The sequence below is a fragment of the Daejeonella sp. genome (assembly GCF_017495225.1).
Lineage (GTDB): Bacteria > Bacteroidota > Bacteroidia > Sphingobacteriales > Sphingobacteriaceae > Daejeonella.
The window spans coordinates 1-15,563 of record NZ_JAFEIG010000024.1 but is presented as its reverse complement, the minus strand read 5'-3'; the positions used below and the strand labels follow the sequence as shown (position 1 = coordinate 15,563).

Genomic DNA, 15,563 nt, shown 5'->3' with positions numbered 1-15,563 from the left:
CGATGGGCTATACCACATCGTTAGGGTATTACGCCCTTTCAGGGCTTGGGGGATGTCATAGAGTTAGTATCTAATAGTATCTAGTACCAACCAAATAATTAGAAACATAATCTTTAACCCCCTCTTCCAAGCTATAAAAATCTTGACTATAACCGATGGAGCGTAGTTTATTCATATTTGCTTCGGTAAAGTATTGGTACTTTTCGCGGATATCTTCAGGTGTTGGAACAAAGGAAATTTCTGGGTCTTTGTTTAAGGAATAAAAAGTACTTTTAGCGAGGTCGAGGAAGGTTCTTGCTTTACCTGTCCCCAAATTATAGATGCCAGAATCTTTACGGTGGTGCATCAAGAAATATAAGATATTGACCACATCTTTAACATATACAAAATCGCGCATTTGTTCGCCATCCTTAAAGTCAGGATTATGTGATTGGAACAATTTCATAGATCCAGTTTTTTGTATCTGATTGAAAGTATGGAAAATTACAGAGGCCATTCTGCCCTTGTGATACTCATTGGGACCGTAAACATTAAAGAATTTTAATCCCGTCCAGAAATAAGGCTTTTTGTCTTGTTTTAATGCCCAAATATCAAACTCATTTTTTGAGTCGCCATAAGGATTTAAAGGCTTAAGCATTGGTATTTTACTCTCATCATCATCGTAACCCAATTCGCCTAGTCCGTATGTGGCTGCAGATGAAGCATATACCAATGGCAATCCAAATTCTGTGCAGATATTCCAAATACTCTTTGTATAATCGAGATTTAATCGGTTAAGCAGTTCTCGGTCCATTTCGGTAGTGTCTGTACGGGCGCCGATATGAAAGACAAATTGAACATGAAGCTGATTTTCGCGTAGCCATGTTGGAAAAACATCGCGTTCCACTTTACTTGCGAATTTCTTGCCTTCAAAATTTTTATTCTTTAATTCATTTGAGAAATCATCAACGAGGATGAGGTCATAATAACCCTCATCGTTTAGTTTTTGAATTAAACAACTACCAATAAATCCTGCTGCTCCTGTTATGATGATCATGATAAAAAAATGAATTTGTACAATTATAAGAATAAGTTTTGTTTGGTTTGAGGAATGATTCCCACTTCTTGAGCATGCTCGAAGAAAGTTTCCACGGCTTTACGCCCAACATCGCCTAAATCAAGCGAAAATTGATTAACGTATAATTCGATGTGTTTATTAACTACATCTTTACTCATTTCTTGAGAAAGTGAGCAAATAAAATCCATACCTGATGAAGGATGATCAAAAGCATATTGAACACTGCGCTTGATGATGCGGTTTACTTTGTGTTTAATATCATCCTGAATATTCCTTTTAATCATTATACCACCAAGTGGGATTGGCCCATGGGTAAGATTTTCCCAAAACTCACCTAAATCAATAATTTTTAGGAGTCCCTTTTCTTGGTAAGTAAATCGGTTTTCATGGATAATCACCCCTAGATCAATTTCCTGATTAATTAGCGCCGATTCGATCTCAAAAAATTTCATTTCCTGTTTATTTTTTGCTTCCGGAAAGGCTAAGCTCAACAAAAAATTAGCGGTAGTGTATTTTCCTGGAATACCAATGCGAAGCTCTTCTATAGGCTTATTTAGCCTTTTTAGGCTATCCTTGCTGTTATTTATCTCGAAAGCTTGTGCAATATCCTCATTCTTACAAATTAAAAGTGGCCCAACTCCGAAGCCCAATGCACTGCCTGAATGTAGTAAAACATAGTGTTCGCAAAGATGTGCATAAGCATGGTAGCTTAATTTGGTGATATCGAGTTCATTTTTAAATGCTTTTTGGTTGAGGGTTTCTACATCCTCATAAAGCACCTCAAATTCTAAACCTTCGGTATCAATTTTTTGATGAATCATGGCATCAAAAATAAAAGTATCGTTAGGGCAGGGTGAAAATCCGAGACTTAACTTCATGATTCAAAAATCTGGATTAAAGTGTCATTTAGTTTTTTTATAGCTAATCCGATTTGCCATTTTTCGCGATTGCGTCTTTCCACAATATTAGAAATAGCGCGAATTTGTATGCAGCATGTTTTGGTCTGCTCACAGGCATAAAAGAAGGCTGCACCTTCCATACTTTCAATATCGGGATTAAATTGAGCTACTATTTTGGAAATAGAGTTTTCGTTTCCATGCACTTTATTAACTGTAATGGCCTTCACTGACATTAAATTATTCAGCATTGGAAAAAACAAGTTAGGTTTTGAAAAATAGGTGCTTCTTCCTAATCCGAGGGCTTCTATGGTTAAAAATTCATCCCCATTTTCGGCACCTAGTTCCGCAAAGGTATCTTCTTTTACTTGACACACATCGCCAGGATTAAGCTCTGTAATGAAACTGCCGGCAATCCCGACATTAATGGCTAGGTCGAAATGATGCTCGCTGAGAGCTTTCCCAGCAGAAAATGCGGTAGGTACCATCCCAACTCCACCAATTAATACCTTTATTTGATAATTGCCGAAGCTTTTATCATAGGGAAGCTCATCTCTGAAAGAGAAATGCGTTAAAAATGGTTCTATCTCGGCCTTTGTAGCAGCTACAAGCAGTATTTTCATGCTGCAATTTACGCAATTCGCTTCATTTGTTATTAAGGCATATTTTACTTTCAGTATATTTGTGTTTTAATTGATAAAAAATGATCTATATAACTCGAAAAGAGAAGTTTAATGCGGCTCATAAGCTATTCCGCGAAGAATGGAGTGATGAAAAGAATTTGGAAACTTTCGGAAAATGCTCAAATCCTAATTGGCATGGCCATAATTATGAGCTTTTTGTAACTGTAAAGGGCGAAATCAATCCAGAAACAGGTTTTGTAATTGATTTAAAAGAGTTAAAAAGAATCATCAGATTGCATGTAACAGATGTTATTGATCATAGAAATATTAATCTTGATGTAGCATTTATGAAGGGCAAAATGGCTTCTACGGAGGTGCTAGCTGTAACTATTTTTGAGGTTTTAAAAACTCATGTAAACGATCAGTTTGCTACCTTACATTCGGTAAAACTGTATGAAACCGAGAATAATTTCGTTGAATATTTCGGTTAAATTCAAATAAATTAGCATCATAAATGCAAGAAAAAAAGCACACTTCAGAAGAAAAATTGGATGGTTATACGAAAATTGACCATTACGATCCCGCTAGAATTGAACGTATTGCCGCTCATTATAAAGAGATTTTAGTAGAGTTGGGTGAAGATCCAGCACGCGAGGGACTTCTTCAAACCCCCATTCGGGTAGCTAAGGCTTTACAGTTTTTAACACATGGATACGATGCTAAGCCAGAAGATATCCTACGTAGCGCAATGTTCAAGGAAGACTATAACCAAATGGTTGTAGTAAAAGATATCGAAGTTTTTTCGATGTGCGAACATCACATGCTTCCATTTTTTGGGAAGGCTCATGTAGCCTATATTCCCAATGGGCATATTGTAGGATTGAGTAAAATACCACGTGTGGTAGATGCCTTTGCGCGTCGTTTGCAGGTGCAGGAGCGTTTAACCAATGAGATTCGCGATTGTATTCAAGATACTCTTGATGCGGCTGGAGTGGCAGTTGTGATTGAATGTAAGCATTTATGCATGTCGATGCGTGGAATACAGAAACAAAACTCGGTGACCACAACTTCAGCATTTACAGGAGCTTTCGTAAATGAAACAACACGTAAAGAATTTTTAAGGTTGATTACAGCGAGCTTAATTTAAGCCGTTTTTTATAATTTTTAAATTAGATTGATATGAAATCATATATATTTCCAGGGCAGGGAGCCCAATTTATTGGTATGGGAAAAGACCTTTATGAGCATTCCTCTAGTGCTAAGGACTTATTTGAACGTGCCAATGAGATTTTAGGTTTCAGAATAACTGATATCATGTTTTCGGGGACTGATGAAGATTTAAAGCAGACCAATGTTACACAACCTGCTATTTTTTTACATTCGGTTATTTTGGCTAAGGAGTTAAAAAGTAATTTTAATCCGGATATGGTTGCTGGTCATTCCTTGGGCGAGTTTTCTGCTTTAGTAGCAGCCGAAGCATTATCTTTTGAGGATGGATTACGTTTGGTAAGTGCTCGTGCAAATGCTATGCAAAAGGCTTGCGAAATTCAGCCTTCCACTATGGCAGCTATTTTGGGTCTAGACGACTTTACTGTGGAAGATATTTGTCAGCGTGTTAGCGATGTAGTTGTACCAGCAAACTATAACTGTCCGGGTCAGCTAGTAATTTCTGGAAGTATTGAGGGTGTGGATAAAGCATGTGAACTTTTGCTAGCAGCAGGTGCTAAACGCGCTTTAAAGCTAAATGTGGGTGGTGCTTTCCATTCACCATTGATGGAGCTTGCTCGTGTTGAATTGCAAGCTGCTATTGAAAACACCGAAATAAAAGAGCCTATTTGCCCTATTTATCAAAATATTGATGCAAAGCCTTATAAAGATGTGCCAAGCATTAAGCATAATTTAATTGCACAATTAACAGGTGCAGTACGTTGGACACAAACCATTGAGAAAATGCTTCATGATGGTGCAACTTCATTTGTTGAAGTGGGTCCTGGAAATGTATTACAAGGGCTTGTAAAGAAGGTAGACCGTACGGTTGAGACTTCAAGTGCCACGGTATAATTTCCTAAAATCGAATAAATACCTCTTGTTAGGTAAATAGGTTGGGCATTTAATTAAATGATGATTCATGAGCGGAAATTTTAAAATTCGTTTTCTTCTGCTTATGCTCGCAATTGGCTTTGCTGGCACAGCCCTGACTATTAATTATACCATCAAGAAGGAAGAAATCCTTACTTTGGAGGCCCGTAAAATTGAGCGGCGTCTCCAAAAAAAGGAGGAGTTGCTACGAAATATACTTGGTAATCCTTCATTTCGTGATTCTCTCAAGAATATCCAGACAAATGAAGAATGGGCACGTTATCTCATTTCTGAGTTTAGTGAAAAGCGAAACATTTTTATTAATACTTATGAAAAAGGTCGTCTAGTTTTCTTAGGTGGGATTCAAATTGCTCCCGAAACAGACAGGCAGTTTAAAGAGGGAAGTAATTTTATCCGACAGGGGAATGGCTATTTTGAGGCTATCAAGAAGACTTGGGGAGACATTTCTGTACTTTGTTTTATCCCGATAAAATCGGACTATCCCTATCAAAATGAATATTTACGCAATGATTTTGCGAAAGATTTGCTACCATCAAATAGCCTAGAAATAGCAAATTTAGAAGATAAAGAGGTATATAATATCCGAAATTTGGATGGTAAGTACTTATTTTCGGTCAAATTAAAGTCTAATGATCCACCGCCTTTTTATTTAGCTATAAAGCTGGTAATGTGGGTTTTATCTATCTTGTTCTTTTTAATATTTATAACTAGCCTTTGTGTTTCGATTGCAGATAGAGGCTATGTTAAATGGGCTATACTTCTTTTATTTAGCACATTAATAGGTTTGCGTCTTCTAGATCTCGAATTTAGATTTTTTAGCAATAATTTTGAGTTGGAGATTTTTAACCCTAAGTATTTTGCCTCCAATTATTTCTTCCCTTCCATTGGTGAGTTTTTATTGAATAGTTTAGCATTTACCTGGATTTTAGCTTTTATTTATGCTTATCGTTTTCAAATAGTAAGTGTAAAATTACCGATTAACAAATTTGTTAGTTATCTAATTTTCATTGTCTTAGGTCTTTTTGTTTGCGCGGCTGGATATATTACTAATGAATTATTTTTCGGATTAATTACTAATTCCAATATTAATTTCGAGGTTGGACAAATTTTAAATTCAGGCTGGTTAAATTATCTGGGCCTCGTGATTTTCTGTCTGGCCATTTTAAATCTATTCTTATTAATAAGCTCGGCCTTAGGTATTAGCTCTGTATTAAGTTTGAGTAAAAAAGAGCGTTTATTTATTTTTGGTTTAGGCTTACTCATAGCCTTAATTTATCGCTTATTTTTTAGTGATTTCACGGTTTTTTTCCTGCTCTTTGCCCTCATTTTGCTCATTATTGGTATTTCTTTTCATCAATACGAGAGACGTTTAACTATAGGAGCTCTGATTGTTTGTCTTTTTATTTTTGCCTTAATCGGCTCCATCAAGCTTTCGAGGTTTCAATCGTTAAAAGAACGTGAAAGTCGTAAGTTACTGGCTACAAAGCTAGAATCCTCTTCAGATCCCAATGCGGTTTTACTTTTTTTAAGTTTGGAAAAAGACATTTTGAAAGATCAGTTTGTGATTGATTTTTTCAATAAGCCACTTTCAAGCCATAATGCCTTAAAAACAAGGTTGATGAAACTATATTTGGCTGGTTATCTCTCTAAATTTGATTTTGAATCTTATGAATATGATACCAATAATCAGTTTTTGAAGGGTGATAGGAATATTCCTCTTTCAAATTTTAAAAATTTAGTCCTCAAAGGCTCATTAAAGGTATCTGATTATTTTTATCAGCGTAATAATACTTTTGGTTTTCAGCAATATTTTGCGCTGCTTCCAATAAAAAATCAAAATGATCAAGTAGGCACACTTGTTTTGGAGCTTAAGTCAAAACCTTTAGCTGAGGTTGGTGCATTCCCTGAGCTACTTGTTGATGGTAAAATAAGAGATGATTTACAGCTCAATGAATATTCTTATGCCTATTATAAGGATCGTAGATTGTTAAACCAGCATGGAAAGTATGTTTATAATTTAAGAAATTATGAGTTTAGTGGTAAGAAGGGCGAATTTTTATTCGATAATAATTCAGAAAATGGGCGCCAGTATAGTCATTTAATTTTCCAGCCTAACTCACGTAGCTTAATAATTGTAAGTAGAGAAAAAACTAATTTGCTTGATCAGCTTGCATCTGTTTCTTTTATCTTTTTGTTATTTCTTCTTTTTGCTACTTTTTTATACGTGATTAGATGGCTTTGGTATAGCCTCCTACATTATCATCCTAGTTGGCGAAATTTTAGATGGAACTATCTTGTTAGGGCAAATAAGATGCTTTATAAGACCAGAATTCAGGTTTCAATGGTTTTCGCTGTTGTAATTACTCTGACTATTACAGGATTCATTACATTCTATAATATTAGTACGCAATATCGTGAGCAGCAAGAAGAATTGGTTCTAGATAAATTGAATAAAATTTCGGCAGGTATAAATAAGCAATTGTTCAATAATGGATTAATTTCTGCTGATGAACAAACGGCAATCGCTTTTAATGCTTTTGCAGATATCAATGGTGTTGACCTTAATCTCTTTGACATGAATGGGCGGTTACTTCTTTCTACCCAACCCAAAATATATGAAAATCAATTAATTGCGCCTAAAATGAATTCTTTATCCTATTTGTATTTGAATAGGCTGCAGAAGTCTGAATATATCAATACTGAGCAAATAGGTGAACTTTCTTTTATTGTGGCATATGTTCCAATTAGAAATAGTAGAAATGAAGAAATTGCCTACTTGGGATTACCCTATTTTTCGAATGAGAAGGATTACCAAGATCGGATTGGGATTTTTTTAAATGCCTTGATTAACGTTTATGCTTTAGTATTTGTGGCCATTGGTTTTTTTGCTGTATTTGTGGCTAATCGAATTACTAATCCACTTACTCTTATACAAAAAAGCTTGCGTGAGACTAAAATAGGTCGAAAAAATGAACCCATTTTATGGAAGCGTAATGATGAAATCGGTAATTTGGTTAGTGAATACAATAATATGATTGCTGCTTTGGAGGAAAGTGCACAGAAGCTGGCTATATCTGAGCGTGAGACCGCATGGCGTGAGATGGCACAACAGGTGGCACATGAGATTAAAAATCCACTAACGCCTCTTAAATTAGGTATACAGCTTCTTGAAAGGTCATGGAGAGAAAAAGACCCTAAGTTTGATGAAAAATTTGAGCGTTTTAATAAATCTTTTATTGAGCAAATTGAGAGTCTTGCTCACATTGCTTCTGAATTCTCAAGTTTTGCCAAAATGCCAGAGGCTGTTTTGGAGCAGGTTAATGTGAAAGAAGTTATTGAGCAATCTATTGTTCTTTACCGTCAATCAGAACATACCACCATTATTTTTGAAGATATGAGTGGAATAGAAGCCTTAATTAAGGCTGATAAAGATCAGCTTTTAAGATGCTTTAATAATCTTATTAAAAACTCTATTGAAGCTCGTTCCAACAAGCGAAGGAGCATTATTAGGATATTTATTTATTGTAGAGAAGGCTTTGTGCACATTGAAATAAAAGATAATGGCTCAGGTATACCAGAAGATTTAGGTCAAAAAATATTTACACCAAATTTTACCACAAAAACTTCAGGAACAGGATTAGGGCTTGCATTTGTAAAGCAAACAATCGAAAGTATTGGGGGACTTATTCGATTTAAAACTGTACCTGGAATGGGAACCACCTTTTTTATATCCATTCCTTTAGATTGGGAAGGATTATAAAAGGATGTTCGATTATCTTAAACTAATTGAACCTTTTCCCATTGAGTAACCGTCTGAATATAATAGCACAGTATAATTCCCTTTCTGGAAACTACCGTTATTAGACCAGTCTACTGAATATGTTTTACCATCGTTTGCATATTCTACTGCGGTTTTATACGTGTATTGAAGTTCTTCCTCTTCCGAATTAAAGGTGCCACTATTATTAGAGATAATGAGGTTACCACTTGGATCTACCACTCTAAGGTAAATATTATGCATTCCTTTTTGTGCTAATGGATTTTGCACGATAGAGAAGTTTATTCTCAATTTGTCTGTGGTATTGGCTCTACTTGCCGAAGTTTCTTTACCATTATTTTTAACATTTAGAGCCATAATAGACACACTTCCTGCTTTAAGAGATGCCGCTACTTTAACCTTTTTGCTAAGCTCTTCGTTTTGTTTTTCTAGGTCGGATGCTTTATAGCTAACCGAATCTACTGTTGATTTTAACTCGTTACGTTCTTCAGTTAGACTAGCATTTAGATTTTTCAGTTCTTTTATTTCAGCGCTATATTTTGCTACGAGATTTTTCAGTTGTTTAATTTCATCTTGAGCTCTAAGAAGCTGTGCTTGTGTTAGCTGGCCCTTCGATAAAGCTGCTCTGAGTCGGTCAATTTGTTGTCTTGCACTTTCTTGTTCAGCCTTCATCTCTTCAGTAAGCTGAATGTTCATGCTCGTGGCATTATCTAGTTCGGCCTCAATTTTATCAATCTCGGTCTCCATTCTAGTTTTTTCATCACTAATACTCACTATTCGCTTCTCGCTCTGCTTATCTTTTAAAAACAAATAGGTGTTTGTACCAAGCAAAGCAATAATTACTGCAATTAAAAAATATATCTTATTTGAGTCCCTTTTTACGGGTTTTTCTAGATTTTCCATTTGTGATTTTTAGGTTATAGATTTTAATAATTAATAAAATCTTATAGATAAAACATCGGCAAGGGCAAATATATTGTTTAAGAATAATAATTATTGTTTTTTAATCCTCAAAAATTGTTAATAAGTTTTGCTTGATCTTTTTTAAATTTTCAATTCTCCATCTTTAAGGCTTCTAGCAATACATTAGATTATTATCTTTATGCACTTATCTAAAAATCTAATGAAAAAAAATCTGTTGTTTCTACTTTTATGCCTTTTAGTTCTGCCTATATTGGCCAATTCTCAAAATATTACAAATCCCAAGCGTGAATTCCGAGGTGTTTGGATTGCTACAGTTGCTAATATTGATTGGCCTTCAAAACCGGGATTGAATTCAGATATTCAAAAGTCGGAATTGATACGCATCTTAGATGCTCATCATAAGACAGGAATAAACGCAGTAATTTTTCAAATTCGTCCCGCTACAGATGCACTTTATGGCAAGAGTCGCGAATTGTGGAGCCGATTTTTGACGGGTACGCAAGGGAAAGCACCTACACCTTATTATGATCCATTAGAATTTGCTATTGAGGAGGCGCATAAGCGTGGGATGGAGCTACATGCTTGGTTTAATCCTTATCGCGCAACTTTTGACCTAATAGACTTCAACACAAGTCCGAATCATATTACCAAGCAAAAACCTGAGTGGTTTTTTACTTATGGCGGCAAAAAATTATTTAATCCGGGATTGCCAGAGGTGCGTCAATATATTGTTGATGTAATTCTGGATGTAGTTAAGAATTATGATATTGATGGGGTTCATTTTGATGATTATTTTTATCCATATCCTGAGGCAAATCAGCCACTTAAGGATAGTGAAACATTTAAAAAGCATGGATCGGGATTTAAAAACATAGACGATTGGAGACGTAATAATGTGGATACTTTAATACATGCTCTATCTAACAATATCCGTATTACAAAAAAACATGTCAAGTTTGGAATAAGTCCTTTTGGAATCTGGAGAAATAAATCTCAAGATCCTCTAGGTTCAGTGAGTAATGGTTTTGATGGCTATGGTAAACTATATGCGGATGCCCGTAAATGGGTTCAAAGAGGCTGGATAGATTATCTAAACCCTCAAATTTATTTTCCTTTTGGTTATCAAGTTGCTCCTTATGATAAATTAACTGATTGGTGGGCTGATAATGCCTTTGGTAAACATGTATATATTGGTCAGGCTGCCTATCGTGCTACGGAGAATCGTTTAGGATGGAGTAATCGCCAGCAGATACCCGATCAAATTAGGTACTTAAGAAAAAATTCAAATATTCAGGGCAGCGTGTTTTTTAGCTCTAAGTCTGTAACAAATAATTTGGCTGGGGTACAAGATTCGCTTCGGACTAATTTTTATCGTTATCCTGCACTCCAACCAACTATGCCATGGATCGATGCAGTGAAGCCTAATGCACCACGTAACCTAATTGTTAAATCTGTAGATAAAGTGGCTGAGTTGAGCTGGGAAGAGCCTCTAGTGGCAAGTGATGGAGAGAAATCCTTTGGCTATGTAGTGTATCGCTTTAACAAAAGCGAAAAAATTGATTCTGAGCAAGCTAAAAATATTGTTCACATTTCTTTTGATGCTTCTAAGACAAGTTTTACAGATACAAGTGTGAGTGCTGGACAGTCGTATGTTTATATTCTTAGAGCGATTGACCGCTTGAAGAATGAAAGTGAGCAATCTAATTCAGTTTCGATAAGTGTAAAATAGTAGATATTAGCACAAAAAAAATCCGGTTCAGTTATGAACCGGATTTTTTTTGCCTTATTTTTTCCTTAGTTTTTAGTTTCAGGAAGTAATACCAAACGGATAAAGTTATCAGATAAGCGTACTTGCGCTGCCGACTTTAACACTTCAGGAGTTACTTCTTTTAAGGATTCAACATATTTTAAAACCTGTTTAGGATCTTCCTCATTTTGGTATTGATTAGTTAAATAACCTAACCAGAAATTATTATCCTTAACTTGAGTCTCAGTTGAACGAGTTTCTTCGGCGATGAATTTTTCAATATCACCCGCTAGAGCACCCTTTTCCTTGATTTTGTTAATTTCATCTAGGGTAGAGCTGATCAGTTTTTCAACGTTTTCAGGCGCACAACCAAATGAAATATTGAAAGTATATCTACCTTTAGGCATTTTAGAATAAGATGCACGAGCACCAACTCCATAAACACCACCCTCATCTTCACGAAGGCGTTCAATCAGTTTGATAGTAAGTACTTCCGCTAAAGCGTCTAATTGATTATTGTGCTTTTCGCTATAGGTATAATCACCACTAAATACCAAGCGTACACTTGCCTTAGGCTCTTGACCTTTGTAAACTTTCTTGTCTAATTTCCCTGCAGGGATATTAATTCCAAGGTCTTTAGCTTTCTCATTACGATTTAATGATGGCAATGATCCCAAATATTGCTCAAGCATAGGCTTGATTTTCTCAGCATCAAAATTACCAACAAATACAAAGGTGAAATCACTTGCATCAGCAAAGCGCTCTTTATAAATTTCAAAAGCTCTATCCAAATTCACTTGATTTAATTTCTCGATACTCGGACCGGTACGGCGAACATTATAATTTCCTAAGATAGCCGATACAGAATCAGCGAAAACACTATTTGGATCATTACCTCTGTTAGCTAAACCACCTTTTTGCTGCTCAATTAAACCTTTGAAGGTTTCAGCGTCTTTACGTGGAGAAGTAAAGTATAGATAAGTTAATTGAAGTGCTGTTTCAAGATCTTTAGGAGTAGTTGATGCTGATAAACCTTCAGATCTCTCAGCGATGTATGGGCTAACATAAGCAATTTTACCACTTAATAATTTAGGAAGTTGAACTGAGCTGAATTCGCCAATACCACCACTTCTAATAATTGTTGTAGCAAAAGATGCCGATTGGAAATCAGCGTCGCTATAGAGTGAAGTACCTCCTGGACTAAAAGCCGAGAAGCTAATTTCATCATTTTTAAAGTCGGTAGGCTTTAAAATAACCTTTACCCCATTACTTAATTTTAGTTCAGTTACGCCAATTTCTGCTGTTTTTGATTCAGAGACAATTTTTCCGCCTTTCAATTTAGCAGCTAAAAGTGGCTTATCAGAAACTTGATCAACATAAGCAGTAACATTGCTTTGTTTGATGTCTGTTATCCATTTTTCAACAGTAGTTTCATTCGGTAACTTATCTTTATCCTTCTCAGGACCCATGATAATTACGTCGCGGTTTACATCAGTAATGTATTTTTTTGAGTAGCTATTGATATCACTTAAAGTAATACCAGAAGTTAAGCTATTTGCTAAATTGAATTCATATGCAATACCCGGACTAGCCTCATCCTCAAGGAAATGACGTAGGTATTCGTTAACAAAACTATTTGATGGCGTTTTATCTTTTTCTTTGAAAGAAGATTCCATGTCTGTTAAGTAAGATTGCTTTGCACGCTCAAGCTCAGTTTCAGTAAATCCAAAACGTTGTACACGCTCAGATTCAGTAAGTACCGCTTTGAAGCCTCTTTCCATTTCTCCAGGCTTAGCCACAACAAATGCGCTATAATTATCAAGTCCCGCAAGGAATGCACTAATATTAGCACCACCTTGTAAGAATGGAGGGTTAGCTTGCTTGCTTAATTCTGCAAAACGTGCACCTAACATTTGGTTGAATAATGATCTTACAATGCTATTTCTATAATCAGTTTTGGTGATTAGCTTTGATTCTGGATGCTTGACAATGATTTGCGCTACAGTTACAGGAAACTCTTTATCTGTAACAGTAATAAATTGGTTTTTATTAAGCAAAGGGATAGTGTACCTTGTACGTACACGTGGTTTTGCTGGCTTTTTAAGATCAGAGAATTTTGCTTTGATTGTTTGCTCCATAGCATCAACATCAATATCTCCAACTACAATAAGGGCCTGAAGATCAGGTCTGTACCAATCAGTATAAAACTGACGTAAAGTTGCAGGTGTAAAATTCTTTAATACTTCTTCCGTTCCAATTGGCAAACGATTTGAATAACGTGAATTATTGAAAAGCATAGGTAGGAATTGATCTTGCATACGTTGTTGAGCACCTTTTCCTAATCTTTTTTCTTCTATAACCACGCCACGCTCTTTATTGATCTCTTCATCACTTAGCGTAGCATCCTGTGCCCAGTCGCGCATGATTTGAATACCATTCTTAAGAATTTCAGGATCATCTGATGGGATAGGAAGCTGATAAACAGTTTCATCGAAGCTGGTGTATGCATTTAAATCAGCACCAAAACGAACACCAGTTTTTTGTAGATAGTTTACTAAATCATTCTTTGGAAAATTCTTTGTACCATTGAATCCCATGTGTTCCATAAAATGCGCCAGACCAAGCTGATCATCATTTTCCATGATAGATCCTATTTTATTAGCAAGATATAGAGTAACCCTGTTTTTAGGCTCTACATTCTTACGAATATAATAGGTAAATCCGTTAGGTAGTTTACCAGTTCTAACTGCCGGATCCAAGGGAATGACCTCGGTGGCCGCGCCATCTTTGCTCTTAGCCTTTGGCTGAGCATTTGCTATTCCGGAAACCGCAATCACCAATGCGACCGAGAAGCTTAAAAATTTATTAACAGTTCTCATATATTAAAATTTATAGTGGATAAGCAATATAGTGGAAAAAATTTAAACTTTAACAATAATATTTTTTTTAAACATTAACCATAGTATTAGAAGCCAAATTAAGATAAATGTTACAGCTCCGGCTAATGAAGCATTAATTGGTGAAAAATAGGGGGTATAAAATGTTTCATACATCCATACTCTTGAACTTAAGCTAGTTCCATCGGGCATGTTGACTTTAATCATGCTTAATATTCTTGGAATTAATCCCGAAAGGAAAAATACCGTGATGGCATTTACACCATAAACTACAAATGGAGTAGTGCCTTTTTTATAGCCTTGTACATCTATTAGCCAATAACATAATGCTAGCCCACTTGTTGCTAAGCCCCCAGCATATAAAACGAAAGAGCTGGTCCACAAGGCTTTATTTATTGGGAAAAATAAGTCCCAAATTAAGCCCAAAACAATTGCTAAGGTCCCGATACTAAACATCCAAGAGATTTTAACTGCTTCATCTCTATCTTTGCGTTTTAACCAAGTTCCAACCAATAATCCGAAAAGTCCAGTGGCTACCGCTGGCAAAGTGCTTAATATTCCCTCAGGATCCCATGTTTTGGCAGATTTCCACAAATGTGCTTCAGTAAGTATAGTACGATCTAACCAAGCACCTAAATTGGTTTCTTTTTCCAAGTTGGCATAACCAACACCTGGTACTGGGACGAAAGTCATGAGTAGCCAATAGCTAATTAGAATTCCAAAGAAGAGTCTTACTTGGGTTTTCTGACTAGTTTTAACGAAAATTAAGGCGGTTATGAAGAAGACTACAGCAATACGTTGCAGAACTCCAGGAATGCGAACAGTGCTAAGTGCCTCGATAGGTTCTGTAAATATCTTTGGGAAGAGATTTAAGAAAAGGCCTAATCCGAATAAAATCAAGGCTCTTTTAGCGGCTGTGATGAGTAATTTTGAATCCTTAACATTTCCTTTTTTGCTACCAAGAGCATAAGAAATGGAGACCCCAACTATAAAAAGAAAGAAGGGGAAAATTAGATCTGTAGGTGTACAGCCATGCCAATCAGCATGTTTTAATGGTGCATAAATATGCGACCAGCTACCTGGATTATTTACTAAGATCATTGCGGCAACAGTGAGGCCTCTAAAAACGTCTAAGGATAAGAGCCTTGCCGGCGATTTTTGAAGAATTGATGGTTCAGTCATGCTATAAAGATAGTATTGCTTTATAGCATTTACAATTATGCTGGAAAGATAAAATTCGTTCTGTTTGAGTTCTTGATGGGAGGATTATGGGATTTTAAATTTATGAGATTCCTCGTCGTACCTCCATCGGAATGACGGTATTCATGAGTTTAGGCTTTAAATTAATAAAACCCCGTCATTTCGAACACTCCTCACAAAATATGAGTTAAAAATTGAATGTGATGAGTGGAGAAATCTCATCCTGAAAGCTCAGATTATCATTGATGAGATTCCTCGTCGTACTTCCCACGGAATGACGGTATTAATGAGTTTAGGCTTTAAATTAATAAAACCCCGTCATTTCGAACACTCCTCACAAA

11 protein-coding genes are annotated in these 15,563 nt (G+C 35.9%); 5 read left to right on the top strand and 6 right to left on the bottom strand.

Translation table 11 applies throughout. From position 1 onward, the window contains the following. Positions 1 to 70: 70 nt before the first annotated feature. The 3 genes from rfaD to mqnB are packed head-to-tail and all read right to left on the bottom strand — an operon-like array spanning position 71 to position 2,576. Positions 71 to 1,036: an ADP-glyceromanno-heptose 6-epimerase gene (gene rfaD / locus QZ136_RS10575; protein ID WP_291403259.1), complete on the bottom strand. Its 966-nt coding sequence runs from the start codon at positions 1,034 to 1,036 to the stop codon at positions 71 to 73. A gap of 23 nt (positions 1,037 to 1,059) precedes the next feature. Continuing rightward, the gene (locus tag QZ136_RS10570) at positions 1,060 to 1,935 is read right to left on the bottom strand and encodes a 1,4-dihydroxy-6-naphthoate synthase (protein WP_291403257.1); all 876 of its coding nucleotides are present in this window, start codon (positions 1,933 to 1,935) and stop codon (positions 1,060 to 1,062) included. Then, positions 1,932 to 2,576 carry a futalosine hydrolase gene (mqnB, locus tag QZ136_RS10565; protein WP_291403255.1) on the bottom strand — a complete coding sequence of 215 codons (645 nt, stop codon included), beginning with the start codon at positions 2,574 to 2,576 and terminating at the stop codon, positions 1,932 to 1,934. The genes QZ136_RS10570 and mqnB overlap by 4 nt, the downstream gene beginning before the upstream one ends. A gap of 80 nt (positions 2,577 to 2,656) precedes the next feature. Between mqnB and QZ136_RS10560 the strand changes: the two genes are divergently transcribed. The 4 genes from QZ136_RS10560 to QZ136_RS10545 all read left to right on the top strand — a co-directional run bounded on the left by QZ136_RS10560 (position 2,657) and on the right by QZ136_RS10545 (position 8,436). Further along, positions 2,657 to 3,067 (top strand): 6-carboxytetrahydropterin synthase, encoded by a 411-nt coding sequence (locus QZ136_RS10560; protein ID WP_291403252.1) that lies wholly within the window; start codon positions 2,657 to 2,659, stop codon positions 3,065 to 3,067. A 23-nt stretch (positions 3,068 to 3,090) separates the two neighbouring features. Next, positions 3,091 to 3,723 (top strand): GTP cyclohydrolase I FolE, encoded by a 633-nt coding sequence (gene folE / locus QZ136_RS10555; RefSeq protein ID WP_291403250.1) that lies wholly within the window; start codon positions 3,091 to 3,093, stop codon positions 3,721 to 3,723. A gap of 32 nt (positions 3,724 to 3,755) precedes the next feature. Next, positions 3,756 to 4,637, top strand: coding sequence for an ACP S-malonyltransferase (gene fabD / locus QZ136_RS10550; RefSeq protein WP_291403248.1), 882 nt, complete (start codon positions 3,756 to 3,758; stop codon positions 4,635 to 4,637). Positions 4,638 to 4,704: 67 nt separating this feature from the next. After that, positions 4,705 to 8,436: an ATP-binding protein gene (locus tag QZ136_RS10545; protein WP_291403246.1), complete on the top strand. Its 3,732-nt coding sequence runs from the start codon at positions 4,705 to 4,707 to the stop codon at positions 8,434 to 8,436. 12 nt (positions 8,437 to 8,448) lie between these two features. On the opposite strand, the gene QZ136_RS10540 is transcribed toward QZ136_RS10545, so the two are convergent. Next, on the bottom strand, positions 8,449 to 9,357 hold the full coding sequence (locus QZ136_RS10540) for a hypothetical protein (RefSeq protein ID WP_291403244.1): 909 nt from the start codon (positions 9,355 to 9,357) through the stop codon (positions 8,449 to 8,451). Between the two features lie 220 nt (positions 9,358 to 9,577). On the opposite strand from QZ136_RS10540, the gene QZ136_RS10535 reads away from it, so the two are divergent. Beyond that, positions 9,578 to 11,107: a family 10 glycosylhydrolase gene (locus QZ136_RS10535; protein WP_291403242.1), complete on the top strand. Its 1,530-nt coding sequence runs from the start codon at positions 9,578 to 9,580 to the stop codon at positions 11,105 to 11,107. 65 nt (positions 11,108 to 11,172) lie between these two features. On the opposite strand, the gene QZ136_RS10530 is transcribed toward QZ136_RS10535, so the two are convergent. After that, a complete protein-coding gene (locus QZ136_RS10530) occupies positions 11,173 to 14,004 on the bottom strand; it encodes an insulinase family protein (RefSeq protein WP_291403240.1) in 2,832 nt (943 codons plus the stop codon). A gap of 42 nt (positions 14,005 to 14,046) precedes the next feature. Next, on the bottom strand, positions 14,047 to 15,204 hold the full coding sequence (locus tag QZ136_RS10525; RefSeq protein WP_291403238.1) for a DUF5009 domain-containing protein: 1,158 nt from the start codon (positions 15,202 to 15,204) through the stop codon (positions 14,047 to 14,049). Between the last annotated feature and the right edge of the window lie 359 nt (positions 15,205 to 15,563).

Excerpts from the sequence above, each read along its gene's own strand:
- QZ136_RS10545 (WP_291403246.1), top strand. The coding sequence starts at position 4,705 with ATGAGCGGAAATTTTAAAATTCGTTTTCTTCTGCTTATGCTCGCAATT.
- fabD (WP_291403248.1), top strand. The coding sequence starts at position 3,756 with ATGAAATCATATATATTTCCAGGGCAGGGAGCCCAATTTATTGGTATG.
- rfaD (WP_291403259.1), bottom strand. The coding sequence starts at position 1,036 with ATGATCATCATAACAGGAGCAGCAGGATTTATTGGTAGTTGTTTAATT.
- mqnB (WP_291403255.1), bottom strand. The coding sequence starts at position 2,576 with ATGAAAATACTGCTTGTAGCTGCTACAAAGGCCGAGATAGAACCATTT.
- QZ136_RS10570 (WP_291403257.1), bottom strand. The coding sequence starts at position 1,935 with ATGAAGTTAAGTCTCGGATTTTCACCCTGCCCTAACGATACTTTTATT.
- QZ136_RS10535 (WP_291403242.1), top strand. The coding sequence starts at position 9,578 with ATGAAAAAAAATCTGTTGTTTCTACTTTTATGCCTTTTAGTTCTGCCT.
- folE (WP_291403250.1), top strand. The coding sequence starts at position 3,091 with ATGCAAGAAAAAAAGCACACTTCAGAAGAAAAATTGGATGGTTATACG.
- QZ136_RS10530 (WP_291403240.1), bottom strand. The coding sequence starts at position 14,004 with ATGAGAACTGTTAATAAATTTTTAAGCTTCTCGGTCGCATTGGTGATT.
- QZ136_RS10540 (WP_291403244.1), bottom strand. The coding sequence starts at position 9,357 with ATGGAAAATCTAGAAAAACCCGTAAAAAGGGACTCAAATAAGATATAT.
- QZ136_RS10560 (WP_291403252.1), top strand. The coding sequence starts at position 2,657 with ATGATCTATATAACTCGAAAAGAGAAGTTTAATGCGGCTCATAAGCTA.
- QZ136_RS10525 (WP_291403238.1), bottom strand. The coding sequence starts at position 15,204 with ATGACTGAACCATCAATTCTTCAAAAATCGCCGGCAAGGCTCTTATCC.